Here is a 26,062-nt window from a genome sequence, read left to right as displayed (position 1 = left end):
CAAACCCAATTGGGTGAAATTGTGATCGCCATCGAAACGTTTCGCCGAACAAATGAAAAATGGGAATGATGAATGTGAAAAAGGCCGTTATGTCTAACGGCCTTCTAAGTTAAATCTCTACCTGCGTCCCCAGCTCAATCACCCTATTCGGTGGGATTTCAAACTGATCGGCGGCACGCAGCGCATTACGACTAAGGGCAATAAACAGTTTGCCGCGCAAAAACAGATACCACGGCCGTTTGGTCAAGATAAGTGACTCGTGGGACATAAAGAATGAGGTCTCCATCATCTGGCAAGGTAACCCCTCCAAACCGCAGCGATGGAAAATCTCTTCCACATTCGGAGTTTCGCGCCAACCGTAACTCGCCACAACCCGCCAGAATGTCGGAGAGAGCTGCTCGATAGTCACTCGATTAACATTATGGACATAAGGCGCATCTTCAGTTCGCAGTGTCAGTAGAACAACCCGATCATGTAACACTTTGTTATGTTTAAGGTTATGCAGTAATGCAAACGGGATGACATTCATCGCCCGAGACATATACACCGCCGTGCCAGGAACACGTACCGGAGGCGATTTCTCCAATGAGGCAATCATCGCCTCCAGTGAGTTACCGTGTTCGTGCATACGGCGCAGCAAGCTGAAACGCTCACTCTTCCAAGTGGTCATAATGATAAACATCACCAGGCCCAATGACAGTGGTAACCAACCACCGGAGAACAATTTCAATGCGTTAGCAGAGAACATCGGCACATCAATAACCAATAATGCCACCAGCAAGAAGTAGACAAAGAAGCGATTCCAGTGCCAGTTTTTCAGTGCCACGGTGCAGAACAGAACACTGGTAATAACCATCGTGCCCGTCACCGCGATACCATAAGCCGCTGCCAAATTACTGGAACGTTCGAAGCCGACAATCACCAATACCACCGCCAGATACAGTGTCCAGTTAATCACCGGGATATATATCTGGCCTGACTCCATTTCCGAGGTATGAATAATACGCATCGGCGGCAAATAGCCTAAACGGACGGCTTGCCGGGTCAGGGAGAATACACCGGAGATGACAGCCTGTGAGGCAATTACCGTCGCCAACGTTGCCAGTATTAACAGTGGAATCAATGCCCAGTCAGGGGCGAGTAGGAAGAAGGGGTTTTTGATAGCTTCTGGGTTTTTCAATAATAACGCGCCCTGGCCAAAATAATTCAGCACCAATGACGGTAAGACCACAGTAAACCACGCCAATCGAATAGGAAATTTACCAAAGTGCCCCATGTCCGCATATAAAGCCTCCACCCCGGTAATTGCCAATACCACCGCACCAAGGGCAAAGAAAGAAACAGACTTATATTCAGTAAAGAAGCTGATTGCCCATTTAGGATTCAGTGCAGCCAATACTTCTGGGTTCGCGATAATGCTGCGCAACCCCAGCAGCGCCAGTGTCAGGAACCAAACCAGCATCACCGGGGCAAATAATTTACCCACGCTACCGGTACCGTGTTTTTGAATAACAAACAGCAGGGTTAAAACAGCAATCGAGCAGGGGACAATATAAGGATCAAGTGCAGGTGCGGCAATTTCCAGCCCTTCGATAGCCGACATAACGGATATGGCTGGCGTGATAACCACCTCGCCATAAAAGAAGCTACCGCCAATTAAGCCGAGAATAACCAAAATTGAAGTGGCTCTGGAAGAGGTATTACGCCCAGCCAAAGACATTAACGTTAAAATCCCCCCTTCACCGGCGTTATCCGCGCGCATGACATAGGTCAGATATTTAACCGAGACAATCAGAATTAACATCCAGAAGATCAGTGATAAAAAACCAAATACCACATCAGGACGGACATCAAAACCATAATGACCAGAAAAACACTCTCTCAGGGTATAGAGTGGGCTGGTACCAATATCACCATAAACGACCCCTATTGCAGCCAGGGTTACCGCCGATAAAGATTGTTTTTTATGTTCTGTGCTCATAATTGATTTCTTTTTGCTAGAACATCCATAAGCCGATGCGTGCACTTAGTCATCGCTACTGCCTGTTATGTATTCTTATACGCCTGCCAAAAGGCGCACAGTATGCACCATTTCAATAGATTGCCTACTCTTAAATCAAACAACAAAAAGTACGAAAATAGATCGACTACAAATAGGTGATGATATAAAAATATTACTAATCAATGAGCTATCCTATTAAGAAAAAAATGCTATACCGCTAAGAAAAAGAGGATCTATTCCCCCTGATCAGGTAAAAATTAATCAACTAACGGAACATATAGAGCAATTATGGCGCAATCATCACAATTAGCAGAAAGAATCTCCCGTTTGAGCAGTGCCCTTGAAAGTGGTCTGTATGAAAGACAGGAAGCTATCCGCTTGTGTTTACTGGCCGCACTAAGTGGCGAAAGCGTATTCCTGCTCGGCCCACCGGGGATTGCTAAAAGTCTGATTGCTCGACGCCTAAAATTTGCTTTTAGAAATGCCCGGGCATTTGAATATCTGATGACCCGTTTTTCGACACCGGAAGAAGTATTTGGCCCACTATCTATTCAAGCTCTGAAAGAAGAGGGGCGCTATCAGCGCATGACTGGAGGTTATTTACCCGAAGCTGAAATCGTATTTCTGGATGAAATTTGGAAAGCAGGCCCAGCCATTCTAAATACTTTGCTGACCGCTATTAATGAACGACGCTTTCGTAATGGTGATAGAGAAGACAGTATCCCGATGCGCTTGTTAGTGACGGCCTCTAACGAATTACCCGATGCAGATAGCAGCCTGGAAGCGCTTTATGACCGAATGCTGATCCGCCTATGGCTGGATCGCGTGCAAGAAAAGCAGAATTTCCGCTCATTGCTTCTCAGCCGACAAAATGAAAATCATAATCCGGTAGCTGAAAATCTCAGTATCAGCGATGAAGAGTTTTATCAGTGGCAGCCCTTAATAGACAAAATAGCCCTACCGGATAACTGTTTTGAGCTTATTTTTCAGCTACGTCAGCAGCTCAGCGCACAAGAGCAAGCGCCGTATGTCTCTGACCGGCGATGGAAAAAGGCTCTGCGTTTACTGCAAGCTAGCGCCTTCTTCAGCGGGCGAGATGAAATAACGCCAATAGACTTAATTTTGCTGAAAGATTGCTTATGGCATGATTTAAGTTCACTTAAATTGCTACAGCAACAGCTTGAACAGTTGCTAACTGAACAGGGGTATCAGCAACAAAGCCTATTAATGAAGCTCCAGCATATACATGCTCAATGGTTGAAGCACCAACAGCAGCAAAGTGACCATCAAGCACTGACGGTGACCAAACAAAGCGGTATGTTCAGCCGTAAACCGCAATATTCTCTGCCAGACCATCTTACTGATAGCACCCTGACACTATTTTTGCAAAAACCACTCAGCTTGCATGACATTCAGGTCAATCATCTGCAAATAGAGAAAGATATGCTGGTTCAATGGTTAAATAAAGGTGGGGTTTTACGTGCCAAATTAAATGGTGTCGGTTATGCCCAATCTATTGATGCTGAAGTTGATGATCAACTGCATATCACGGTGCTGGATGTCAGTCGCCAATCATCAATATTGTCGCAACCCGGAGCTTCCACTGCCAGTGTGCCCCCCGAGCTGCTGGTGGAGTTGGCGGAATTGGAAAATAGCCTGGCAGAGCAACGGCGGCTATTCAGTCAACATCAACCTTGCTTGTTTACGCCGTCCTCTTGGTTAGCAAAAATAGAAGCCAGCTTATTGAATGTGGCTGAGCAAGTGAAACAGCTACAACAAAAACTACGCGGTCATTGATCTATGCTCAGCCTGGCGACACTGGATTTGCTGCTATCGATAAGTGAAAGTGAGCTTATCGAAGAGATGGTGGTGGGGCTACTGGCCTCACCGCAGTTAGCCATATTCTTTGAAAAATTTCCGCGCATTAAACGGGCATTAATGAAGGATATCCCCGGCTGGAAGCAAAACTTACAACAGCGAATTCGGGAGGCAAAAGTTCCCGCTGGTCTGGCAAACGAGTTTGCTTTATACCAACAGAGTCAATTGGAAGATAGCCCGCTATTTTATGCCCATCTCCCGCAGATTATGGTGCAACTGCAACAATGGCATTCCCCTTTCGCCACACAAGCTAAAACATTGCTGCATACCGCTGATTTAGAGAGAAATCCCCAAACCGGTGATAGCTTTCAAACTCTCTTTTTACAGCGCTGGCGTGTCAGCCTAACCTTACAAACCATCACCATCCATCATCAACTACTGGAACAAGAGCGAGAGCAACTTTTAGCTGAGTTACAACAGCGGCTTGCGCTCAGTGGTGCTTTGGAACCTATTCTTGCAACCAATGATGGGGCGGCAGGGCGGCTTTGGGATATGAGCCAAGGGCATTTACAGCGTGGTGATTATCAGTTATTGCTGCAATATGGCGATTTTCTGCAACAGCAGCCGGAATTACAGCAACTTGCAGAGCAATTGGGGCGCAGTCGATCCGCCAAAGCGCAACCTACCCCTGATGCCCGCTTTGAGCCTTATACCGTGATGGTTCGCCAACCTGATACCGTGCCAGAAGAGGTCAGTGGCATTCACCAGAGCAATGATATTCTACGATTATTGCCGACCGAGTTGGTCATGTTAGGAATGAGTGAGTTAGAGTTTGAGTTTTATCGCCGCTTACTGGAGCGACGTTTACTCACCTATCGCTTACAAGGTGATAATTGGCAGGAAAAAACCTTACAGCGCCCTATCAGCCTTAAAAGTCATGACGAACAACCCCGCGGCCCCTTTATTGTCTGTGTCGATACATCGGGTTCGATGGGTGGCTTCAACGAGCAGTGTGCCAAAGCTTTCTGTCTAGCCCTGCTACGTATTGCGCTGGAGGATAATCGCCGCTGTTACATCATGCTGTTCGCCACTGAAATCATTCACTACGAGCTATCATCAGCCAGTGGTATTGAGCAGGCGATACGCTTTCTCAGCCAACATTTTCGTGGCGGCACCGATCTGGCGGCCTGCTTATCCAGCACTCTGAGCAAAATGGAAGAGCGAGATTGGTATGATGCCGATGCAGTGATTATTTCAGATTTCATTGCCCAGCGCTTACCTGAAGAGCTGATCAGAAAAATTAAAATCCAGCAGCAAGCCCATCAACACCGGTTCCATGCCGTGGCAATGTCGGCCTATGGCAAGCCCGGTATCATGCGGATTTTCGATCATATCTGGCGCTTTGATACCGGGTTAAAAAGCCGTTTAATGCGCCGCTGGAAGCGCTAAGAAACTATTCTAGTTCAGTAACCCTGCCCCGACGTTAATTGATAATCCCAAGATCGTCATATTGAAAATAAAGGATAATACTGACTGCAATAGCACCACACGACGGATATCTGACGTGCCAGTCGAGACATCAGCGGTTTGGGAAGCGACACCAATAGTGAATGAAAAATAAAGAAAATCCCAATAAGTAGGCTCAGTAACCTCTTTAGGGAAAATTAACGGGAGAACAGCGTCTGACTCATCGCGGGATAAATAAAATAAATGGGCATAATGCATAGTAAAAGCGGTTGGCAATAGTAACCACGAGACCAATAATGTCATTCCAGTGAGGACTAAATGGAATGCTTTGGCCGAACCCGATAACTGATTCGCCGTGCTTAACTCAAACAGAATAACCAGAATACTCGCCAAACACGCCATACTAACAATACTTAGCACCATACTGGCACTTTCATCCTGCACACGAGCTATTAATCTGATTTTTTTCGGATCATTGCGCAATAATTGCAGCCATAAAAACAACAAATAGAGCCACGCGAAAATATTCCAACTCACCATCACACGCAGTAATACAGTGAAATGTGATGGCAACAGAAAGTAAGCGATTATTCCCGCACCAACGGATAATAATAATCTTGGACGAGCATGTGAGTAATGTCTAAGTGGATGAAACCGGGCCATAACGTCAGCTAACCTTATAAGGTGAATATTCTATTATTATGCCACCTACAGCATAGATTAAAGAACCCACTTACGTTTATGACGTTAAAACCCGCTATCGCTGCATGAGCCATAGCGGGTTGAAATAATAAAGAGAAATTCTGGCGGATGTTATTACAATAGACCTTCAACTTTCTCGCTGATTTCTGGCCCCCACACCCCACATTGGACCTGACCAATATGTTGTTGTTGCAACAATAACATCACTAAACGAGACTGACCGATACCGCCACCAATAGTCTGCGGCATTTCACCTTTCAGCAGCGATTGATGCCATTCCAGTTTCAGACGATCTTCATCTGATGTTAGAGCTAATTGGCGTTTCAGTGCTTCAGCATCGACGCGAATGCCCATGGATGAAATTTCAAAAGCATCTTCCAGCACGGGGTTCCAGACAATAATGTCACCGTTTAGCCCAGCAAAACCTTCTGCACTCGGAGAGGTCCAGTCATCATAATCCGGGGCACGAACATCATGAGATTTACCGTCAGCCAATTTACCGCCAATCCCAATCAAGAAAACAGCACCCAGCTCTTTAGCAATGGCGCGTTCGCGACCTTTCGCATCCAGATCAGGGAATTTAGCGCGCAGGCTTTCACTGTGGATAAAATGAATCTGTTCTGGCAAGAAAGGTTTTATATCAAATTCTGCACTGATCGCTGCTTCAGTTTCTTTAATAGCCGCGTAGATTTTGTTAACAGTAGATTTCAGGTAAGCCAGGTTGCGCTCGCCATCACCCATGACGCGCTCCCAATCCCACTGATCGACATACACGGAATGAATGGCGCTCAAGCGATCTTCATCAGGACGCAATGCTTTCATATGGGTATAAATTCCTTGGTCAGCACCAAAATCAAAGCGACCTAAGGTTTTACGCTTCCATTTAGCTAATGAATGAACAACTTCAAAAGTTGCGTCTGGCAAGCTTTTTACTTTTACCTGAACGGCTTTCTCTGAACCAGACAGGTTATCTTGGGTACCGTCACCCACACGGCTCAGGATAGGTGCCTGCACCTCAATTAGGCCCAATTGCTGCTCTAATTGACGGGAAAAGAAGGATTTTACAAAACTGATCTGTTGTTGTTTTTGGATAAATTGCTTTTTCATTGTCGTTTTCTCAATTCGTTGCTGTCGATTATGCAAATTGTCTGTTGTGCCGTTTGGCTTGTCATCGATTAAGCAACATAATGAGGGTTAAATTCAATATCCAGCAAACAATATTGCCTTTTCACTTTTAATCATTCATTTTTATGTATCTATAATTAAATAATCGATAAAAAAAGGGGGTTAATATGAGTGAAATTTATCAAATCGATAATCTCGATCGTGGCATCCTGAACGCATTAATGGAAAATGCGCGCACGCCTTATGCAGAATTAGCTAAAAATTTTGGTGTTAGCCCAGGAACAATTCATGTCCGAGTTGAAAAAATGCGTCAGGCAGGGATTATCACCGCAGCTTGTGTTCACGTTAATCCAAAACAGCTGGGTTATGACGTGTGTTGCTTCATCGGCATCATTTTGAAAAGTGCCAAAGATTACCCTTCTGCATTAAAAAAACTGGAAAGTTTAGAAGAAGTTGTCGAGGCCTATTACACCACTGGCCATTACAGCATCTTTATTAAGGTCATGTGTAAATCGATAGATGCACTGCAACAGGTACTTATCAACAAGATCCAAACTATTGATGAGATCCAGTCAACCGAGACTCTTATTTCCCTGCAAAACCCCATCATGCGTACCATCGTGCCCTGAGCACTAAATAACTATACCCACATTATCCACAGGTAGATCCCAGCTGATTCACAGCGTACAATACTGGTTCATTACTTCGGTTGGGTTCTTTATGGCTGACATTACCTTGATCAGTGGCAGTACGCTTGGCAGTGCTGAATACGTTGCTGAACATTTAGCTGAGAAATTAGAAGAGGCGGGTTTCACGACAGAAACTCTGCATGGTCCGGAATTAGACGAGCTGACCCTGGATGGTATGTGGCTAATTATCACTTCCACTCATGGTGCAGGTGATCTGCCAGACAATCTTCAACCCTTATTAGAACAAATCGAGCAGCAGAAACCGGATCTCTCACAGGTTCGCTTTGGTGCTGTTGGTTTGGGCAGTTCAGAATATGACACTTTCTGTGGTGCGGTCAGAAAATTGGATCAGCAACTGATCATCCAGGGAGCCATTCGTGTGGGTGATATTTTAGAAATTGACGTCATCAAACATGAAATTCCTGAGGATCCGGCAGAGATTTGGGTTAAAAACTGGATTAATTTACTCTAATTTGCTTAAAGATCACGCGAACGAATGTGGATAAGTAAGCTTGAAAGCAGGGTATAAGCAGTACATATCCACATAACAACCTTAGTGACTTAAAGTGCCTGTGCATAACATGCCATTTAGATCCCAGCTTATACGCAATAGGATCACCGATCATTCACAGCAAACGATCCTCCTTAATCACATGATCTTAAATGTGAATAATCACTTATCCACAGAAGGTCATGATCCTAATAAGAGATCTAATAAAGAGATCTTTAAATAAAAAGATCTTCTTTTAATTAAGAGCGATCCTAAGCTGCTTGGTCGATCGTCTAAACTTGAGTAGAATCCCCCACCCCAGGGCAAACACAGAAATTCGCATAACGGCGAGGTGCAGTACCATGTTTTATCCAGATCAATTTGACGTCATCATCATTGGTGGTGGTCATGCCGGCACGGAAGCTGCAATGGCAGCGGCACGCATGGGACGTCAGACCTTATTGCTGACGCACAATATCGACACGTTGGGACAAATGTCTTGTAACCCAGCGATTGGCGGTATTGGTAAGGGGCATTTGGTAAAAGAGATCGATGCTCTGGGCGGGTTAATGGCAATGGCAACTGACCAGGCCGGTATTCAGTTTAGGATACTAAACGCCAGCAAAGGGCCAGCGGTAAGAGCAACTCGAGCCCAAGCCGACCGTGTTCTGTATCGCCAGGCTGTTCGTACCGCATTGGAAAACCAACCTAACTTGATGATTTTCCAACAGCCGGTAGAAGATCTGATTGTTGAAAACGATCGTGTGGTCGGTGCTGTGACCAAAATGGGGTTAAAATTCCGCGCTAAGGCTGTGGTTTTAACCGTCGGCACTTTCCTCGATGGCAAAATTCATATTGGCCTTGAGAACTACAGCGGCGGCCGTGCAGGTGATCCGCCATCCATCTCGTTGTCACAACGCCTGCGTGAATTACCGCTACGGGTTAATCGCCTTAAAACCGGTACGCCACCGCGTATTGATGCACGCACTATCGATTTTAGCCAATTGGCCCCACAACTGGGCGATACCCCCATTCCGGTATTCTCATTCCTGGGGAATGCTAGCCAGCATCCAGAACAAATGGCGTGTCATATCACCTACACCAATGAAAAAACCCACGAAGTGATCCGTAATAACCTGGATCGCAGCCCGATGTATGCGGGGATCATTGAGGGGATCGGGCCACGCTATTGCCCGTCGATCGAAGACAAAGTCATGCGCTTTGCTGATCGTAATTCACATCAGATCTTCCTTGAACCTGAAGGTCTGACCAGTAATGAGATCTACCCAAACGGTATTTCTACCAGCTTGCCTTTTGATGTTCAGATGCAGATAGTCCGCTCGATGAAAGGGCTGGAAAATGCACGCATCGTTCGTCCTGGTTATGCCATTGAATATGATTTCTTTGATCCTCGTGATTTGAAACCGACTCTGGAAAGTAAATATATCCAGGGTTTGTTCTTTGCCGGGCAAATCAATGGCACTACTGGCTATGAAGAAGCTGCGGCTCAAGGGCTGCTTGCAGGCCTCAATGCTGGCCGTTTCGCCAACGATGAAGATGGATGGTCACCTCGCCGCGATGAAGCTTACCTTGGCGTGCTGGTGGACGATTTAAGCACCCTCGGCACCAAAGAGCCGTACCGTATGTTTACGTCACGAGCGGAATATCGTTTGATGCTGCGTGAAGACAACGCGGATCTGCGTTTGACTGAAATGGGCCGTAAGTTAGGGTTGGTCGATGATGCTCGCTGGGCTCACTTTAGCCAAAAAATTGAGCAAATTGAAAAAGAACGCCAACGCCTGCGTGATATCTGGGTTCATCCTCATTCTGAGAACGTAGCTGAAATCAATGCGGTGCTGAAAGCTCCATTGTCAAAAGAAGCCAATGGGGAAGAATTACTGCGTCGCCCTGAAATCGACTATCGTTTGTTAACAACGTTGCCTTCATTTGGCCCGGCATTAACTGATCCCCAAGCAGCAGATCAGGTTGAGATTCAGGTTAAATATGAAGGGTATATTGCCCGTCAGCAGGAAGAGATCGAAAAACAGTTACGGAATGAGAATACCTTATTGCCCGCTGATCTCGATTATCGCCAAGTGTCTGGTTTGTCGAATGAAGTTATTGCTAAATTGAATGGTCATAAACCTAACTCGATCGGGCAAGCTTCACGTATTTCAGGCATTACACCTGCGGCAATTTCCATCTTGTTGGTTTGGCTGAAAAAACAAGGTTTGTTGCGCCGTAGCGCGTAACCATCAAACATTTGCCGGGTTGCAAGAATAAGCAGCCCGGTAATTCAGGCCACAACTCACTATTCAAACCACTGCTAAGCTAGATTATCATTCCACATATTGGCTTATTACACGCTGACAGAGTTTTTTCAGTCAGAGGATACTGTTGTGTTAAAAAAATTAGATTCCCTGCTGAGTGCAGCAGGTATTGAGTTACCCGATCAGCAAAAACACCAATTGATAGGCTATGTGGAACTGCTTGATAAGTGGAACAAAGCTTATAATCTGACTTCAGTGCGTGACCCAATGCAAATGCTGGTGCGGCATATACTGGATAGCATTGTCGTTAACCCACACTTGCAAGGCAGCCGTTTTATTGATGTCGGCACTGGGCCTGGGCTTCCAGGGATACCGTTAGCCATCGTGCGGCCCGATGCACACTTCGTTTTGCTTGATAGCTTGGGTAAGCGTGTTCGCTTTTTACGTCAGGTACAGCATGAGTTAGGGTTAAGCAATATCGAACCGGTACAAAGCCGTGTTGAGGACTTTGCCGCAAAACCGCCATTTGATGGTGTAATAAGCCGTGCATTTGCATCCTTACAAGATATGCTGTCCTGGTGTCATCATTTGCCCGCTAAGCCTGAAGGGCGCTTTTATGCGCTTAAAGGGGTAAGGCCGGATGATGAATTAGCAACATTGCCTGAAGGGATAGTTGTTGAGTCGGTTGTTCGACTGCGGGTACCAGAGTTGGACGGTGAACGTCATTTGGTTATTCTTAAGTCAAACTAACTTTGTTATTTATCAAAAAAATGTAATAAATCCTTAGAGTAAGTAAGGTGAATTGTCTGCGGTAGCACTTTTAATATTGGCTATTATTTATCCGCTGACTATAGTTCGGAAAGATTATATTTCACGCCTTGTTTACAATATCAGCAGTAATGAACGACATAATCATATTGAAGATGATCAAATAGTCACCCTGGTCATTATTTTATCGAAGATATCATTCTTCTTATGTGTCCGAAGTGTTGCTGGATTATTATCTGAAATGTCAACGGTAAGTTTTATCTAAGTAGATAAGTTGTTTGATAATGGTTTAAATTTAACATTATGATTTATAAAAGTTTTTAATGGCTCTTTTCGTTAAAGACAAAGCAGGCTGTTATGGGCTATAAATCGTTTTGTTTTAAGTTTTGTGATCAGTTGCACGCTTTATTGATAATAATTGGAATCGTCAGACAATTGAATTTGGCCTATATTCCGAGAGCAATCTGCTGAAAAGAGCCAGAAAGTAAAAAAATTGAATAATTGTTCACCTTTTCGTTACTTATCGATTGAATTCGTTTGAGTGGCCCGTATAATTTGCTCGTTTTTTGCTGCTTGACTCAATGGGGTAAAAGGCAGTTCTATACCTCACTTAATATGCCTTTAGTGTGGTTCGGAGAGAACAAACGTCATGTCTGTATCCCTTTATAGTGGGAAAATTGCACGAAAGTTACTGTTGTTGCAGTTAATGACTTTTGTTGTTCTCAGTGCTGTTTTTGGTTTTAGAAGCCTGGAATGGAGTGCTTCTGCTTTGGCAGGAGGGTTGGCAGCCTGGTTACCCAGTGCCATATTTATGTTGTTTGCTTGCCGCCATCAGGCAAAAACAGCTGCTCCGGGTCGTGTTGCGTGGTCATTTGCCATTGGCGAAGGGTTAAAAGTTATCATGACGATAATTTTGCTGATTGTGGCATTAGGGCTGTTTAAAGCAGCGTTTACGCCACTCGGTTTAACCTATTTAGCGGTGCTGATTGTGCAGATATTGGCACCGGCCGTGATAAGCGGCTACCGTACTTAACAGTTATCGTATTTAACGGTCACCGTATTTAACTACAAAAAGGGTAAGAGGCATCATGTCTGCATCAGGAGAAATCTCTACTCCAAGGGACTACATAGGTCACCATCTGAATAACCTTCAGTTGGACCTGCGTACCTTTGAGTTGGTCAATCCCCACTCACCTGGCCCTGCGACGTTCTGGACGTTGAACATTGACTCTTTGTTCTTCTCTGTCGTGCTGGGGTTAGCTTTTCTGTTTGTTTTCCGCAAAGTTGCGGCAGGTGCCACCAGTGGTGTGCCTGGCAAATTGCAGACGGCTGTTGAGTTAATTATCGGTTTTGTCGATAACAGCGTACGGGATATGTACCACGGCAAAAGTAAAGTCATCGCACCATTAGCCCTGACGGTGTTTGTTTGGGTTTTATTGATGAACATGATGGACTTACTACCAATCGATTTACTGCCTTACATTGGTGAACATGTCTTTGGGTTACCTGCGCTGCGTGTGGTACCTACCGCAGACGTGAGTATTACCTTGTCCATGGCATTGGGTGTCTTCATCCTGATCCTGTTCTATAGCATTAAAATGAAAGGTGTAGGCGGCTTCGTAAAAGAATTAACGATGCAGCCGTTCAATCACCCGATATTCATTCCAGTTAACTTAATTCTGGAAGGTGTCAGCCTGCTGTCCAAACCGGTTTCACTTGGTCTGCGACTGTTCGGCAACATGTATGCGGGTGAGTTGATCTTCATCCTGATTGCTGGCCTGTTGCCGTGGTGGTCACAGTGGATGCTCAGTTTACCTTGGGCTATTTTCCACATACTGATTATCACGTTACAAGCCTTTATCTTCATGGTTCTGACGATTGTCTATCTGTCGATGGCGTCCGAAGAGCACTGATTTTCTTAATATACCCTAAATAATTCGAGTTGCAGGAAGGCGGCAACTGAGCGAATCCCGAGGAGCTTACATAAGTTAAGTGACTGGGGTGAACGAAGGAAGCCAACGCACATGTAGCTTGAAGTATGAAGTGTATAACACTACTGCGTTTAACTGAAATAATTGGAGACTGTCATGGAAAACCTGAATATGGATCTGCTGTACATGGCTGCCGCTATAATGATGGGGTTAGCGGCAATCGGTGCTGCGATCGGTATCGGCATCCTGGGTGGTAAATTTTTGGAAGGCGCTGCACGTCAGCCTGACCTGATTCCTCTGCTGCGTACACAGTTCTTTATCGTCATGGGCCTGGTTGACGCCATCCCTATGATCGCTGTTGGTCTGGGTCTGTACGTGATGTTTGCTGTCGCGTAAGTAGAGTTTTCTCTACTGTGAACTACACCAAACTATTAACTTTTAAAGAGGCATTGTGCTGTGAATCTTAACGCAACAATCCTCGGCCAGGCCATCGCGTTTGTCCTGTTTGTCCTGTTTTGCATGAAGTATATATGGCCGCCGATTATGGCTGCCATCGAGAAGCGTCAAAAAGAAATTGCTGACGGTCTCTCTTCTGCAGAGCGTGCCAAAAAAGATTTGGACTTAGCGCAAGCCAATGCGACCGACCAACTGAAGAAGGCCAAAGCAGAAGCACAGGTGATTATTGAGCAGGCAAGTAAACGCAAAGCTCAGATCCTTGATGAAGCTAAAGCAGAAGCTGAACAGGAACGTAACAAAATCGTGGCGCAAGCGCAGGCAGAGATCGACGCCGAACGTAAGCGTGCTCGTGAAGAGTTGCGTAAGCAAGTCGCGATGTTGGCTATAGCTGGCGCCGAGAAGATCATCGAACGTTCCGTGGATGAAGCTGCTAACAGCGACATCGTTGATAAACTGGTCGCTGAACTGTAAGGAGGGAGGGGCTGATGTCTGAATTTGTAACTGTAGCTCGCCCCTACGCCAAAGCAGCTTTTGACTTTGCTGTTGAGCACCAGGCGGTTGATCGTTGGCAAGATATGCTGGCGTTTACTGCCCAAGTGACGCGCAATGAACAGATCGCTGAATTGCTTTCCGGTGCTGTAGCGCCAGAAACAATGTCTAAGACGTTTATTGCAGTCTGTGGTGATCAGCTCGATGAACCCGCACAGAACTTCATTCGAGTTATGGCGGAGAATGGCCGTTTACTGGTTCTTCCTGAGGTATTACTGCAGTTTATTCAACTGCGTGCCTCGCTGGAGTCGACCGTCGACGTTGAAGTGAGCTCTGCGAGCCCATTGAACGACGAACAGCTGGCTAAAATTGCCGCTGCGATGGAAAAACGTCTATCACGCAAAGTTAAGCTGAATTGCAAAATCGATAAGTCCGTAATGGCCGGCGTAGTAATACGTGCAGGCGATATGGTGATAGATGGCAGCGTTCGCGGTCGTCTAGAACGCCTGGCGGACGTCTTGCAGTCTTAAGGGGACTGGAGCATATGCAACTGAATTCCACCGAAATCAGCGAACTGATCAAGCAGCGCATTGCTCAGTTCAATGTGGTGAGCGAAGCTCACAATGAAGGTACTATTGTTTCCGTTAGTGACGGGATCATTCGTGTACACGGTCTGGCCGATGTTATGCAAGGCGAGATGATCGCACTGCCTGGCAACCGTTACGCAATCGCACTGAACCTGGAGCGCGACTCCGTAGGTGCTGTAGTTATGGGTCCGTACGCCGATCTTGCTGAAGGCATGAAGGTTAAATGTACTGGCCGTATCCTGGAAGTTCCTGTCGGTCGTGGCCTATTAGGTCGTGTCGTCAACACTCTGGGTGAACCTGTTGATGGTAAAGGTCCGGTAGAAAACGACGGCTTCTCAGCTGTTGAAGCTATCGCACCTGGCGTTATCGAACGTCAATCCGTTGATGAACCTGTTCAGACTGGCTATAAGTCAGTCGATGCCATGATTCCAATCGGTCGTGGTCAGCGTGAATTGATAATCGGTGACCGTCAGACAGGTAAAACTGCTCTGGCGATTGATGCGATCATCAACCAGCGCGATTCAGGCATTAAATGTGTGTATGTTGCTATCGGCCAGAAAGCCTCTACTGTTGCAAACGTAGTGCGTAAACTGGAAGAGCATGGCGCGTTGGCTAACACCATTGTGGTGGTGGCTACCGCATCAGAATCAGCAGCATTGCAATACCTGGCACCTTACTCCGGTTGTGCCATGGGTGAATATTTCCGCGACCGCGGTGAAGATGCGCTGATTATTTATGATGACCTGTCTAAACAGGCTGTTGCATATCGTCAAATCTCCTTGCTGCTCCGTCGTCCACCAGGTCGTGAAGCTTATCCTGGCGATGTATTCTACCTCCACTCCCGTTTGCTGGAGCGTGCTGCGCGTGTTAACGCCGATTACGTTGAAGCCTTTACCAAGGGTGAAGTGAAAGGTAAAACCGGTTCTTTGACCGCATTGCCAATCATTGAAACCCAAGCAGGGGACGTTTCCGCGTTCGTTCCGACCAACGTAATTTCTATTACTGATGGTCAGATCTTCCTGGAATCCAGCCTGTTTAACGCCGGTATTCGTCCTGCGGTTAACCCAGGTATCTCCGTATCCCGTGTGGGTGGTGCAGCGCAGACCAAGATCATGAAAAAACTGTCCGGTGGTATCCGTACCGCTCTGGCACAGTATCGTGAACTTGCCGCGTTCTCCCAGTTCGCATCCGATTTGGATGATGCAACACGTAAACAGCTGAGCCACGGTCAGAAAGTGACCGAGCTTCTGAAACAGAAACAATACGCACCGATGTCAGTTGCGCAGCAGTCTCTGGTTCTGTTCGCAGCTGAACGTGGTTATCTGGGTGATATCGAGTTGGCGAAGGTAGGTAGCTTTGAAGCTGCGCTGTTGGCGTTTGCTGACCGTGAGCATGCCGAGCTTCTGCAACAAATCAACCAAACTGGCGCGTATAACGATGAGATCGAGGCCAAGCTGAAAGGCATCCTTGATACATTTAAGGCAACCCAGTCCTGGTAACGCTATACGGCCCTGCTTTTCATTAGGAAAGCAGGCCGTCTGGCAATGAGGAGAAGCAGAAATGGCCGGCGCAAAAGAGATACGTTCCAAGATCGCCAGCGTGCAAAACACGCAAAAGATCACCAAAGCCATGGAGATGGTCGCCGCCTCCAAAATGCGTAAATCGCAGGAACGCATGGCGGCCAGCCGTCCTTATGCAGAAACAATGCGTAGTGTGATTGGTCACCTTGCGCTAGGTAATCTGGAATACAAACATCCATACCTGGAAGAGCGTGATGTTAAGCGCGTTGGGTATCTGGTGGTTTCTACAGACCGTGGCTTGTGTGGTGGTTTGAACATTAACTTGTTCAAAAAACTGTTGGCTGAGATGAAAGGTTGGTCTGAAAAAGGCGTTGAATGCGATTTAGCGCTGATCGGATCAAAAGCAGCGTCTTTCTTTGGCTCCGTGGGCGGCAAAATTGTTGCTCAAGTGACTGGCATGGGAGATAACCCTTCTCTGTCAGAACTTATCGGGCCAGTGAAAGTCATGCTGCAGGCCTATGATGAAGGTCGTTTGGATAAACTGTATATCGTTAATAACAAGTTTATCAATACGATGTCTCAGGAACCACGGATTATGCAGCTGTTACCACTTCCGCCAGCGGAAGACGGTGAGCTGAAGAAGAAATCCTGGGATTACCTGTATGAACCTGATCCTAAAGCACTGCTGGATACCCTCCTGCGTCGCTATGTGGAATCGCAAGTTTATCAGGGCGTCGTTGAAAACCTGGCCAGCGAACAGGCCGCGCGAATGGTAGCGATGAAAGCCGCCACCGATAACGGCGGTAGTCTGATCAAAGAGCTGCAGTTGGTTTACAACAAGGCTCGTCAGGCCAGCATCACTCAGGAACTCACCGAGATCGTCGGGGGAGCCTCCGCGGTTTAACCAGGTTATTACCCTAAATAGTTCAGATTGCGGGAAGGCGGCAACTGAGCAAATCCCCAGGCGCTTACTCAAGTAAGCAATTCGGGTGAGAGAAGGCAGCCAACGCCCCAGCAATTTGGAATATGACGGGTAAACGTATTACGTAGAGGATTCAAGATGGCTACTGGAAAGATTATCCAGGTAATCGGCGCCGTAGTGGACGTCGAATTCCCCCAAGACGCTGTACCAAAAGTGTACAACGCCCTTGAGGTTGAAGGCGCAGCTGAGAAGCTGGTGCTGGAAGTTCAGCAACAGCTGGGCGGTGGTGTTGTTCGTTGTATCGCAATGGGCTCTTCCGATGGTCTGAGCCGTGGGTTGAAAGTCATCAACCTGGAACACCCAATTGAAGTGCCTGTGGGCAAGTCAACTCTGGGCCGTATCATGAACGTATTGGGTGACCCAATCGACATGAAAGGTCCTATCGGCGAAGAAGAGCGTTGGGCAATCCATCGTGAAGCGCCTTCTTACGAAGATCTTGCCAGCTCGCAAGACTTGTTAGAAACCGGTATCAAGGTAATGGACTTGATTTGTCCGTTCGCTAAGGGCGGTAAAGTCGGTCTGTTCGGTGGTGCGGGTGTAGGTAAAACGGTAAACATGATGGAGCTTATTCGTAACATTGCGATTGAGCACTCAGGTTATTCCGTATTTGCTGGCGTGGGTGAGCGTACTCGTGAGGGTAACGACTTCTACCACGAGATGACTGACTCCAACGTTCTGGACAAAGTATCCTTGGTTTATGGCCAAATGAATGAGCCACCAGGTAACCGTCTGCGCGTTGCACTGACCGGCTTGACCATGGCGGAGAAATTCCGTGATGAAGGTCGTGACGTATTGCTGTTCATCGATAACATCTATCGCTATACCTTAGCCGGTACGGAAGTTTCCGCACTGCTGGGTCGTATGCCATCTGCCGTAGGTTACCAGCCAACGCTGGCAGAAGAGATGGGTGTGTTGCAGGAACGTATTACTTCCACCAAGACGGGTTCAATCACCTCTGTTCAGGCCGTTTACGTGCCAGCGGATGACTTGACTGACCCATCTCCAGCAACCACCTTTGCTCACTTGGATGCAACCGTCGTTCTGAGCCGCCAAATCGCCTCTCTGGGTATTTACCCAGCGGTTGACCCGCTTGACTCCACCAGCCGTCAGCTTGATCCGTTGGTTGTTGGTCAGGAGCATTACGATGTAGCGCGTGGCGTGCAGTCAATTCTGCAACGTTACCAGGAACTGAAAGATATTATCGCAATCTTGGGTATGGACGAGTTGTCAGAAGATGACAAACTGGTGGTATCCCGTGCGCGTAAAATCCAACGCTTCCTGTCTCAACCGTTCTTCGTGGCAGAAGTCTTTACCGGTTCACCGGGCAAGTTCGTATCGCTGAAAGATACCATTCGTGGTTTCAAAGGCATCATGAACGGCGACTATGACCACCTGCCGGAGCAGGCGTTCTACATGGTTGGCACCATTGAAGAAGCAGTGGAAAAAGCCAAGAAACTGTAACGCTGTTGACTGGAGGGTGACATGGCTGCAATGACTTACCATCTGGATGTTGTGAGCGCTGAGAAGAAAATGTTCTCTGGCGTGGTACAAAAAATTCAGGTGACGGGTAGTGAAGGTGAGTTAGGGATTTTCCCTGGTCACGCCCCACTGCTCACTGCCATTAAGCCTGGCATGATACGTATCGTTAAGCAGTTCGGTGAGGAAGAGTTTATTTATCTTTCTGGCGGCATCCTTGAGGTGCAACCGAGTGTGGTGATCGTATTGGCTGACACTGCTATTCGTGGAACTGATCTGGATGAAGCTAAGGCGTTGGAGTCTAAACGCAAAGCAGAAGAACATATCAATAACTCCCACGGCGATGTCGACTATGCACAGGCATCCGCTGAATTGGCGAAGGCGATTGCAAAACTACGTGTAATCGAGCTGACCAGGAAAGCGATGTAATTTTACAGTGGTGGGTTTTTAGTAACCCACTAATTTGTAAAATTATTATATATTTAAAGTAATTGAGGATGTCGGTTGCCAGCGAAGGTTGCTAAAACCGCCGCAACTTCAAATACGAAGAATATAAAGAACGATAGAATGCCAGTCAGTAAAGCTGATTGGCATTTTTTTTACCTTCATACGCAATAATATGCATTCGTTAATCACCTTCTTCCGACTTTCTGCTATTTAATTAAGCCTCAGCTAAACTAAAAGCGTTTCTTTCTGAAAACTCTTGTTTCTTGTCGTAAAATAAGTAGCTAATGACCTGCGCTGATGGGGCTGTTTTAATAAAAAAAGGTCATAAAACGTCGTCGATCGCAGACACTTTTATCTGCATTTTTTTATTACCCGCTCTATCGCTACAACCCTTTAACCATGCGGGTTGAGTACGTTTTTCGCTGAGAAATATGTAGTAATTATTTCGCTAAACAGGTTTACTTCCGTCTATTAATTTGGAGTTATCAGGTTGCTTATGTCTAACAGCTCAATGAGTGTAGTCATCCTTGCCGCAGGTAAGGGGACACGTATGTATTCCGACCTTCCTAAGGTGTTACACCCACTGGCAGGCAAGCCGATGGTTCAGCATGTTATTGATGCTGCCATGAAGTTGGGTGCTCAGCAGGTTCATCTGGTTTATGGGCATGGCGGCGAGTTGCTGCAAAAAACACTCACTGACCCGGCATTGAACTGGGTGTTGCAAGCTGAGCAGTTGGGTACCGGTCATGCGATGCAACAAGCTGCACCACATTTTGCTGATGATGAAGATGTCCTGATGCTGTACGGCGATGTGCCGTTAATCTCAGTTGATACTCTCCAGCGCTTGTTAGCGGCGAAGCCACAAGGTGGTATTGGCTTGTTAACGGTGAAGCTGGATAACCCTAGTGGTTATGGCCGTATTGTGCGTGAGAATGGCGATGTAGTCGGGATTGTTGAGCATAAAGATGCCAGCGACACGCAGCGTGAGATTAATGAAATAAATACCGGGATTTTGGTTGCCAATGGTCGTGATTTAAAGCGTTGGTTATCACTACTGAATAACAATAATGCTCAAGGTGAGTTTTATATCACCGATATTATTGCGCTGGCCCATGCTGATGGTAAGAAGATAGCTACGGTGCATCCCGCTCGTCTGAGTGAGGTTGAAGGTGTCAACAACCGGCTGCAATTAGCCGCTCTTGAACGCGTTTATCAGTCAGAGCAAGCTGAGAAGCTTTTACTGGCTGGGGTGATGTTGCTAGACCCAGCGCGCTTTGATTTGCGCGGAGAATTAACACATGGCCGTGACATCACTATTGATACCAATGTCATCATCGAAGGCCATGTGACTTTAGGTGATCGAGTTCGTATTGGAACTGGGTGTGTTCTCAAAAACTGTGTGATTGGTGATGATTCCGAAATCAGCCCATACAGTGTATTAGAAGATTCTCGTTTGGATGCTGGTTGTACTGTTGGGCCATTCGCCCGCCTGCGGCCTGGTGCGGAATTAGCTGAAGGCGCACATGTCGGTAACTTTGTTGAGATCAAGAAAGCCCGCTTGGGTAAAGGCTCTAAAGCTGGTCATCTCTCCTATTTAGGCGATGCTGAAATTGGCTCTGGCGTAAATGTTGGCGCAGGAACTATAACTTGCAACTATGATGGAGCTAATAAGTTTAAAACTATTATTGGCGATGATGTCTTTGTCGGATCCGATACTCAACTGGTGGCTCCCGTCACTGTTGCAAACGGCGCGACGATTGCCGCAGGGACAACGGTCACCCGTGATATCGCCGAAAACGAGTTAGTGCTTAGCCGTGTTAAGCAAGTCCATGTGCAGGGTTGGCAACGCCCAATTAAGAAAAAATAATATATAAAACAGCCCCTTCAGCGTTCGTTATTCTGCATTGAAGGGATGTTTTGCCCTGTGTTTTTGGCATGTATATTTTTGCTGAGAGTACAGAACAAAACATAATAATCCCCAACTCTATAGGCTCGGGGAACCCGGAAAATCCGGAAATTCAGGTCACTGACATCGACAAGGTTCTAAAAGAACCTTACATAGGAATAAAACAGATGTGTGGAATTGTTGGCGCAGTAGCGCAACGTGATATCGCTGAGATTCTGATCGAAGGTTTACGTCGTCTTGAATACCGTGGCTATGACTCAGCAGGTTTAGCTGTAGTGGATGCTGCAGGTAATCTGACTCGTTTACGTCGTGTGGGTAAAGTTCAGGCACTGTCTGATGCGGCCGAAAATCAGGCTTTACATGGTGGAACCGGGATTGCACATACCCGTTGGGCTACTCATGGTGAGCCATCAGAGGCCAATGCGCACCCTCATGTTTCTGACTATATCTCCGTGGTTCACAACGGTATTATCGAAAATCACGAACCGTTACGTGAATTGCTGATTAGCCGTGGCTACCGTTTCAGTTCTGAAACTGACACTGAAGTTATTGCTCACCTGGTGCACTGGGAGCTACAGCAGGGCGGTTCTTTGCTGGAAGTGGTCAAACGTGTGATCCCGCAATTGCGTGGTGCGTACGGCACTGTGGTGATGGATAGCCGTGACCCAAGTCGCTTGGTCGCCGCCCGTTCTGGTAGCCCGCTGGTGATTGGCTGTGGTGTAGGTGAAAACTTTATCGCCTCCGACCAGCTGGCCCTGTTGCCGGTAACCCGTCGCTTTATCTTCCTGGAAGAAGGGGATGTGGTTGAAGTGACTCGCCGTAGCATCGCCATTTTTGATAAGCAGGGTAACGCTATTGAGCGCCCTGAAATCGAATCTCAGGTGCAATATGATGCCGGTGATAAAGGTGTTTACCGCCATTACATGCAAAAAGAGATTTATGAACAGCCGATGGCGATTAAAAATACGCTGGAAGGCCGTTTAAATCACGGGGCGATTGATTTATCAGAGCTTGGCCCGAAAGCCGATGCTCTACTGGCGGATGTGCAACATATCCAAATCATAGCCTGTGGTACTTCTTACAACTCAGGTATGGTTTCACGCTATTGGTTTGAGTCATTAGCCGGTGTGCCTTGTGACGTAGAAATCGCCTCTGAATTCCGCTACCGCAAATCTGCTGTGCGCCCTAATAGCTTGCTGATCACCTTGTCACAATCGGGTGAAACTGCGGATACGCTGGCTGCTCTGCGTTTATCCAAAGAGTTAGGATACTTAGGTTCGCTGGCAATTTGTAACGTCGCCGGTTCCTCGCTGGTTCGTGAATCAGATTTGGCCTTGATGACCAAAGCTGGAACCGAGATTGGCGTGGCCTCAACCAAAGCCTTTACCACTCAGCTGACCGTGTTATTAATGCTGGTGGGGCGTATCGGCAAGTTAAAAGGTGCTGATGCCAGTCTGGAGCACGATATTGTTCATGCGTTACAGGCGCTGCCTGCCCGCATCGAGCAGATGCTGTCTCTGGATAAAACCATTGAAGCGCTGGCTGAAGGTTTCTCTGATAAGCACAATGCATTGTTCCTTGGTCGTGGTGATCAATACCCGATTGCGATGGAAGGTGCGCTGAAACTGAAAGAGATCTCTTATATTCATGCTGAAGCTTATGCTGCGGGTGAATTGAAGCACGGCCCATTGGCATTGATTGATGCTGACATGCCGGTCATCGTGGTCGCGCCAAATAACGAATTGTTGGAAAAATTGAAATCTAACATTGAAGAAGTGCGCGCGCGCGGCGGTTTACTGTATGTATTCGCTGATCAAGATGCAGGTTTCACTGATAGCGAAGGCATGAAAATCATTCAGTTACCGCATGTGGAAGAGATTATTGCCCCTATCTTCTACACCGTGCCGCTACAGTTGCTGTCTTACCATGTCGCGCTTATCAAAGGTACCGATGTGGATCAGCCACGTAACTTGGCAAAATCGGTCACAGTTGAATAGCTGATTTTGATGCTAATCAGATTTAATCTGTATTGATATATAATAAATAGCCTACCATTAATAATGGCAGGCTATTTATTTAATGATTTTTATAATTATTTTTATTAATTACTCTGTTTGTTTTAAATTTCTATTAATAATGAATTTAATATTTTGTAATGTAAGTCATCTAGTGGCACTTGTTTTGATATGTAAGAGTTCGAATCCTGTAACCATAGTGTTTTTTTTATACTGATCAATTCTTTTTGTAAATACTTCTTATCATCATTGCACGAAAATTTTAGAGTTGAACTGCCCAGTGATTTAAGAACTGCACTTAACTCGGTAGCACTTTTCTTGGTGAACTTCCCTTGTTCTTTTACAGATTGAACTATTTTTGGGACGGTGTATTTTATTAAAACTTCAGATATTTTCATATTAAATTTCATTCCATGTTTAAGTATAGATCTGCGTAGTCTCTCTAAAGATATTTCAAGTATCTGCAAATTTCTTTCATAAACAGTATTTCTGCTGCCAATATTTTTAAGCTTTACGATGAATCGCCTCTGAGTGAGCCATACCGGAAGTTGTGATTCGACAGAGAGTGTCTCGTCCTATCTTTCTCGACTCAGAATGCCTCTGCTTTTTTTGATTGTCATATAACTGTCATATTTCGTACATTTTTCTGTCATTAAACTGTCCTATTTTCTCTCCTGCACCATACTTAATCTGATGAAAACTTTTAGAGTTAAATTCTAATATCCCATTAGGAGGGATTATGAAACTGATGCGTACCACCGTAGCCAGCATTGTGGCAGCGACTTTATCTATGACCACTGTGTCCGCGTTCGCTGCTGCTAGCCTGACAGGTGCAGGTGCGACATTCCCCGCGCCGGTGTATGCCAAGTGGGCAGATTCTTATCAGAAAGAAACAGGTAACAAAGTTAACTATCAGGGGATCGGTTCTTCAGGCGGCGTGAAACAAATCATTGCTAATACTGTAGATTTCGGTGCTTCTGATGCGCCATTAGCAGACGACAAACTGGCTGCTGAAGGTTTGTTCCAATTCCCGACAGTGATTGGCGGTGTGGTGTTGGCCGTGAATATCCCTGGCATTAAATCCGGTGAACTGACATTAGACGGTAAAACACTGGGTGATATCTATCTGGGTAATGTGAAAAAGTGGAATGACCCGGCTATCACTAAGTTGAACCCAGGCGTTAAATTGCCAGATCAAAATATCGCTGTGGTGCGCCGCGCTGACGGTTCCGGTACCTCATTTGTATTCACCAGCTACCTGGCTAAAGTGAATGCGGAATGGAAAGAAAAAGTAGGTGCTGGTTCGACTGTTAACTGGCCGACCGGTTTGGGTGGCAAAGGTAATGACGGTATCGCCGCCTTTGTACAGCGCTTACCTGGCTCCATTGGCTATGTAGAATATGCTTACGCCAAACAGAATAACCTGGCTTACACCAAACTGGTTTCTGCTGATGGCAAACCGGTTAGTCCGACTGAGCACAGCTTTAGCTCTGCGGCAAAAGGTGTAGACTGGAGCAAAACATTCGCTCAAGATTTAACCAATCAAAAAGGTGATGATGTATGGCCAATTACATCAACAACTTTCATCTTGGTACATAAAGAGCAAAAAAATGCCGCTAACGGCGCTGAAGTATTGAAGTTCTTTGACTGGGGTTACACCCACGGTGCTAAACAAGCCAACGAGCTGGATTATGCAACATTGCCAGCTGAAGTTGTCGAGCAAGTCCGTGCTGCCTGGAAAACTCAGATTAAAGACAGCAGCGGTAAGCCAATCTTCTGATTTACTGGCAACAAGCGGTTTATGAAATATTGATTCACAATATATATCCTAAATAATTCGAGTTGCAGGTAGGCGGCAATAGAGATAATCCCCAGGAGCTTACTTAAGTAAGTGACTGGGGTGAGCGAAAGCAGCCAATACCCCTGCAGCTTGAAGTATTAGGGGTAGGATGAGAAGAGAGTCTATGGCTGCGAATAAGCCGACAATCAAAGCACCGAGCCAATATGGTGACATCATTTTCAGTGCGCTGGTTAAACTGGCTGCGCTGATTACGCTATTTCTGTTGGGCGGCATTATCGTTTCACTGATTATTGCTTCCTGGCCAAGTATTGAGAAATTTGGTTGGGCTTTCCTGTGGACTAAAGAGTGGGATGCTCCAGCTGAACAGTTTGGTGCATTAGTGCCAATTTACGGTACGGTTGTTACCTCGGTTATCGCTTTGCTCATTGCGGTTCCGGTTAGTTTCGGTATTGCCCTGTTTCTCACTGAACTCGCGCCGAACTGGCTAAAACGCCCGCTGGGTGTGGCGATTGAATTGCTGGCTGCTATTCCAAGTATTGTTTACGGCATGTGGGGTCTTTTCGTTTTCGCTCCGCTGTTTGCCCGCTACTTCCAAGAGCCCGTCGGCAACGTGATGTCCGGCATCCCCATTGTTGGCGTATTGTTTTCTGGCCCAGCATTCGGTATTGGTATTCTGGCCGCCGGTGTCATCCTGGCTATCATGATTATTCCTTACATTGCCGCGGTTATGCGCGATGTGTTCGAACAAACCCCGGTGATGATGAAAGAGTCGGCCTATGGCATTGGCTGTACAACATGGGAAGTAATTTGGCGCATTGTGCTGCCTTATACTAAAAATGGCGTTATCGGCGGTGTGATGTTGGGCCTGGGTCGTGCGTTGGGTGAAACCATGGCCGTGACCTTTATTATCGGTAATACCTATCAGCTCGACAGCTTCTCGCTGTTTATGCCGGGCAACAGCATTACCTCTGCGTTGGCAAATGAATTTGCTGAAGCTGAATCTGGTTTACATACCGCGGCGTTGATGGAACTGGGTCTAATCTTATTCGTTATTACCTTTATCGTACTGGCTTTATCTAAGCTAATGATTTTGCGTCTGGCTAAGAAAGAGGGGCGCTAAG

The 26,062-nt window shown here is 46.4% G+C and carries 23 protein-coding genes; 19 read left to right on the top strand and 4 right to left on the bottom strand.

Annotated elements, in window-relative coordinates; all coding sequences use genetic code 11:
- Positions 1 to 109 precede the first annotated feature (109 nt).
- Positions 110 to 1,981, bottom strand: a complete 1,872-nt coding sequence (gene kup / locus FGL26_RS15870) for a low affinity potassium transporter Kup (protein ID WP_005175182.1) — start codon at positions 1,979 to 1,981, stop codon at positions 110 to 112.
- Between the two features lie 309 nt (positions 1,982 to 2,290).
- Here kup and ravA point away from each other — a divergent pair, with 309 nt between their 5' ends.
- Entirely contained in the window at positions 2,291 to 3,799 is a 1,509-nt protein-coding gene (gene ravA / locus FGL26_RS15865; RefSeq protein WP_005175181.1) for an ATPase RavA, read from the top strand.
- Positions 3,800 to 3,802: 3 nt separating this feature from the next.
- A complete protein-coding gene (gene viaA, locus FGL26_RS15860) occupies positions 3,803 to 5,269 on the top strand; it encodes an ATPase RavA stimulator ViaA (RefSeq protein ID WP_005175180.1) in 1,467 nt (488 codons plus the stop codon).
- A gap of 9 nt (positions 5,270 to 5,278) precedes the next feature.
- On the opposite strand, the gene FGL26_RS15855 is transcribed toward viaA, so the two are convergent.
- Together FGL26_RS15855 and asnA are read right to left on the bottom strand one after the other, a co-directional pair.
- The gene (locus FGL26_RS15855; protein WP_005175175.1) at positions 5,279 to 5,950 is read right to left on the bottom strand and encodes a DUF1345 domain-containing protein; all 672 of its coding nucleotides are present in this window, start codon (positions 5,948 to 5,950) and stop codon (positions 5,279 to 5,281) included.
- Between the two features lie 153 nt (positions 5,951 to 6,103).
- Positions 6,104 to 7,096, bottom strand: a complete 993-nt coding sequence (asnA, locus tag FGL26_RS15850) for an aspartate--ammonia ligase (protein ID WP_005175174.1) — start codon at positions 7,094 to 7,096, stop codon at positions 6,104 to 6,106.
- Positions 7,097 to 7,281: 185 nt separating this feature from the next.
- Between asnA and asnC the strand changes: the two genes are divergently transcribed.
- The 15 genes from asnC (at position 7,282) to glmS (ending at position 23,122) form a co-directional block, all read left to right on the top strand.
- Positions 7,282 to 7,743 carry a transcriptional regulator AsnC gene (gene asnC / locus FGL26_RS15845; protein WP_005161192.1) on the top strand — a complete coding sequence of 154 codons (462 nt, stop codon included), beginning with the start codon at positions 7,282 to 7,284 and terminating at the stop codon, positions 7,741 to 7,743.
- 91 nt (positions 7,744 to 7,834) lie between these two features.
- Positions 7,835 to 8,275, top strand: a complete 441-nt coding sequence (gene mioC, locus FGL26_RS15840) for an FMN-binding protein MioC (RefSeq protein ID WP_005175173.1) — start codon at positions 7,835 to 7,837, stop codon at positions 8,273 to 8,275.
- A gap of 380 nt (positions 8,276 to 8,655) precedes the next feature.
- Positions 8,656 to 10,545 carry a tRNA uridine-5-carboxymethylaminomethyl(34) synthesis enzyme MnmG gene (mnmG, locus tag FGL26_RS15835; RefSeq protein ID WP_005175172.1) on the top strand — a complete coding sequence of 630 codons (1,890 nt, stop codon included), beginning with the start codon at positions 8,656 to 8,658 and terminating at the stop codon, positions 10,543 to 10,545.
- Between the two features lie 147 nt (positions 10,546 to 10,692).
- On the top strand, positions 10,693 to 11,313 hold the full coding sequence (gene rsmG / locus FGL26_RS15830) for a 16S rRNA (guanine(527)-N(7))-methyltransferase RsmG (protein ID WP_005161183.1): 621 nt from the start codon (positions 10,693 to 10,695) through the stop codon (positions 11,311 to 11,313).
- Between the two features lie 667 nt (positions 11,314 to 11,980).
- On the top strand, positions 11,981 to 12,364 hold the full coding sequence (gene atpI / locus FGL26_RS15825) for a F0F1 ATP synthase subunit I (protein ID WP_005161181.1): 384 nt from the start codon (positions 11,981 to 11,983) through the stop codon (positions 12,362 to 12,364).
- 55 nt (positions 12,365 to 12,419) lie between these two features.
- Positions 12,420 to 13,244, top strand: a complete 825-nt coding sequence (gene atpB, locus FGL26_RS15820) for a F0F1 ATP synthase subunit A (RefSeq protein ID WP_005161179.1) — start codon at positions 12,420 to 12,422, stop codon at positions 13,242 to 13,244.
- 174 nt (positions 13,245 to 13,418) lie between these two features.
- Positions 13,419 to 13,658: a F0F1 ATP synthase subunit C gene (atpE, locus tag FGL26_RS15815; protein WP_004393045.1), complete on the top strand. Its 240-nt coding sequence runs from the start codon at positions 13,419 to 13,421 to the stop codon at positions 13,656 to 13,658.
- Positions 13,659 to 13,718: 60 nt separating this feature from the next.
- Positions 13,719 to 14,189, top strand: coding sequence for a F0F1 ATP synthase subunit B (gene atpF, locus FGL26_RS15810; protein ID WP_004393038.1), 471 nt, complete (start codon positions 13,719 to 13,721; stop codon positions 14,187 to 14,189).
- Positions 14,190 to 14,203: 14 nt separating this feature from the next.
- Positions 14,204 to 14,737 (top strand): F0F1 ATP synthase subunit delta, encoded by a 534-nt coding sequence (gene atpH, locus FGL26_RS15805; protein ID WP_005175171.1) that lies wholly within the window; start codon positions 14,204 to 14,206, stop codon positions 14,735 to 14,737.
- A 14-nt stretch (positions 14,738 to 14,751) separates the two neighbouring features.
- Positions 14,752 to 16,293: a F0F1 ATP synthase subunit alpha gene (atpA, locus tag FGL26_RS15800; protein WP_005161175.1), complete on the top strand. Its 1,542-nt coding sequence runs from the start codon at positions 14,752 to 14,754 to the stop codon at positions 16,291 to 16,293.
- 61 nt (positions 16,294 to 16,354) lie between these two features.
- Positions 16,355 to 17,218 carry a F0F1 ATP synthase subunit gamma gene (atpG, locus tag FGL26_RS15795; protein WP_011817476.1) on the top strand — a complete coding sequence of 288 codons (864 nt, stop codon included), beginning with the start codon at positions 16,355 to 16,357 and terminating at the stop codon, positions 17,216 to 17,218.
- A gap of 156 nt (positions 17,219 to 17,374) precedes the next feature.
- Positions 17,375 to 18,757, top strand: a complete 1,383-nt coding sequence (gene atpD / locus FGL26_RS15790) for a F0F1 ATP synthase subunit beta (RefSeq protein ID WP_005161168.1) — start codon at positions 17,375 to 17,377, stop codon at positions 18,755 to 18,757.
- Positions 18,758 to 18,778: 21 nt separating this feature from the next.
- On the top strand, positions 18,779 to 19,201 hold the full coding sequence (locus tag FGL26_RS15785; protein ID WP_005175169.1) for a F0F1 ATP synthase subunit epsilon: 423 nt from the start codon (positions 18,779 to 18,781) through the stop codon (positions 19,199 to 19,201).
- Between the two features lie 514 nt (positions 19,202 to 19,715).
- Entirely contained in the window at positions 19,716 to 21,086 is a 1,371-nt protein-coding gene (gene glmU, locus FGL26_RS15780) for a bifunctional UDP-N-acetylglucosamine diphosphorylase/glucosamine-1-phosphate N-acetyltransferase GlmU (protein WP_138060252.1), read from the top strand.
- Between the two features lie 206 nt (positions 21,087 to 21,292).
- Positions 21,293 to 23,122, top strand: coding sequence for a glutamine--fructose-6-phosphate transaminase (isomerizing) (glmS, locus tag FGL26_RS15775; protein ID WP_005175166.1), 1,830 nt, complete (start codon positions 21,293 to 21,295; stop codon positions 23,120 to 23,122).
- A gap of 122 nt (positions 23,123 to 23,244) precedes the next feature.
- Here glmS and FGL26_RS15770 read toward each other — a convergent pair whose 3' ends face one another.
- Positions 23,245 to 23,538, bottom strand: a complete 294-nt coding sequence (locus FGL26_RS15770) for a hypothetical protein (protein ID WP_005175164.1) — start codon at positions 23,536 to 23,538, stop codon at positions 23,245 to 23,247.
- Between the two features lie 341 nt (positions 23,539 to 23,879).
- On the opposite strand from FGL26_RS15770, the gene pstS reads away from it, so the two are divergent.
- Positions 23,880 to 24,920: a phosphate ABC transporter substrate-binding protein PstS gene (gene pstS / locus FGL26_RS15765; RefSeq protein WP_005175162.1), complete on the top strand. Its 1,041-nt coding sequence runs from the start codon at positions 23,880 to 23,882 to the stop codon at positions 24,918 to 24,920.
- 184 nt (positions 24,921 to 25,104) lie between these two features.
- Positions 25,105 to 26,061 (top strand): phosphate ABC transporter permease PstC, encoded by a 957-nt coding sequence (pstC, locus tag FGL26_RS15760; protein WP_005175159.1) that lies wholly within the window; start codon positions 25,105 to 25,107, stop codon positions 26,059 to 26,061.
- Position 26,062 lies beyond the last annotated feature (1 nt).

This window comes from Yersinia enterocolitica subsp. enterocolitica, from assembly GCF_901472495.1.
GTDB classification, from domain to species: Bacteria; Pseudomonadota; Gammaproteobacteria; order Enterobacterales; family Enterobacteriaceae; genus Yersinia; species Yersinia enterocolitica.
This window is presented reverse-complemented; position numbering and strand designations above follow the sequence as displayed.

Excerpts from the sequence above, each read along its gene's own strand:
- kup (WP_005175182.1), bottom strand. The coding sequence starts at position 1,981 with ATGAGCACAGAACATAAAAAACAATCTTTATCGGCGGTAACCCTGGCT.
- ravA (WP_005175181.1), top strand. The coding sequence starts at position 2,291 with ATGGCGCAATCATCACAATTAGCAGAAAGAATCTCCCGTTTGAGCAGT.
- viaA (WP_005175180.1), top strand. The coding sequence starts at position 3,803 with ATGCTCAGCCTGGCGACACTGGATTTGCTGCTATCGATAAGTGAAAGT.
- FGL26_RS15855 (WP_005175175.1), bottom strand. The coding sequence starts at position 5,950 with ATGGCCCGGTTTCATCCACTTAGACATTACTCACATGCTCGTCCAAGA.
- asnA (WP_005175174.1), bottom strand. The coding sequence starts at position 7,096 with ATGAAAAAGCAATTTATCCAAAAACAACAACAGATCAGTTTTGTAAAA.
- asnC (WP_005161192.1), top strand. The coding sequence starts at position 7,282 with ATGAGTGAAATTTATCAAATCGATAATCTCGATCGTGGCATCCTGAAC.
- mioC (WP_005175173.1), top strand. The coding sequence starts at position 7,835 with ATGGCTGACATTACCTTGATCAGTGGCAGTACGCTTGGCAGTGCTGAA.
- mnmG (WP_005175172.1), top strand. The coding sequence starts at position 8,656 with ATGTTTTATCCAGATCAATTTGACGTCATCATCATTGGTGGTGGTCAT.
- atpI (WP_005161181.1), top strand. The coding sequence starts at position 11,981 with ATGTCTGTATCCCTTTATAGTGGGAAAATTGCACGAAAGTTACTGTTG.
- atpB (WP_005161179.1), top strand. The coding sequence starts at position 12,420 with ATGTCTGCATCAGGAGAAATCTCTACTCCAAGGGACTACATAGGTCAC.
- atpE (WP_004393045.1), top strand. The coding sequence starts at position 13,419 with ATGGAAAACCTGAATATGGATCTGCTGTACATGGCTGCCGCTATAATG.
- atpH (WP_005175171.1), top strand. The coding sequence starts at position 14,204 with ATGTCTGAATTTGTAACTGTAGCTCGCCCCTACGCCAAAGCAGCTTTT.
- atpA (WP_005161175.1), top strand. The coding sequence starts at position 14,752 with ATGCAACTGAATTCCACCGAAATCAGCGAACTGATCAAGCAGCGCATT.
- atpG (WP_011817476.1), top strand. The coding sequence starts at position 16,355 with ATGGCCGGCGCAAAAGAGATACGTTCCAAGATCGCCAGCGTGCAAAAC.
- atpD (WP_005161168.1), top strand. The coding sequence starts at position 17,375 with ATGGCTACTGGAAAGATTATCCAGGTAATCGGCGCCGTAGTGGACGTC.
- FGL26_RS15785 (WP_005175169.1), top strand. The coding sequence starts at position 18,779 with ATGGCTGCAATGACTTACCATCTGGATGTTGTGAGCGCTGAGAAGAAA.
- glmU (WP_138060252.1), top strand. The coding sequence starts at position 19,716 with ATGTCTAACAGCTCAATGAGTGTAGTCATCCTTGCCGCAGGTAAGGGG.
- glmS (WP_005175166.1), top strand. The coding sequence starts at position 21,293 with ATGTGTGGAATTGTTGGCGCAGTAGCGCAACGTGATATCGCTGAGATT.
- FGL26_RS15770 (WP_005175164.1), bottom strand. The coding sequence starts at position 23,538 with ATGAAAATATCTGAAGTTTTAATAAAATACACCGTCCCAAAAATAGTT.
- pstS (WP_005175162.1), top strand. The coding sequence starts at position 23,880 with ATGAAACTGATGCGTACCACCGTAGCCAGCATTGTGGCAGCGACTTTA.
- pstC (WP_005175159.1), top strand. The coding sequence starts at position 25,105 with ATGGCTGCGAATAAGCCGACAATCAAAGCACCGAGCCAATATGGTGAC.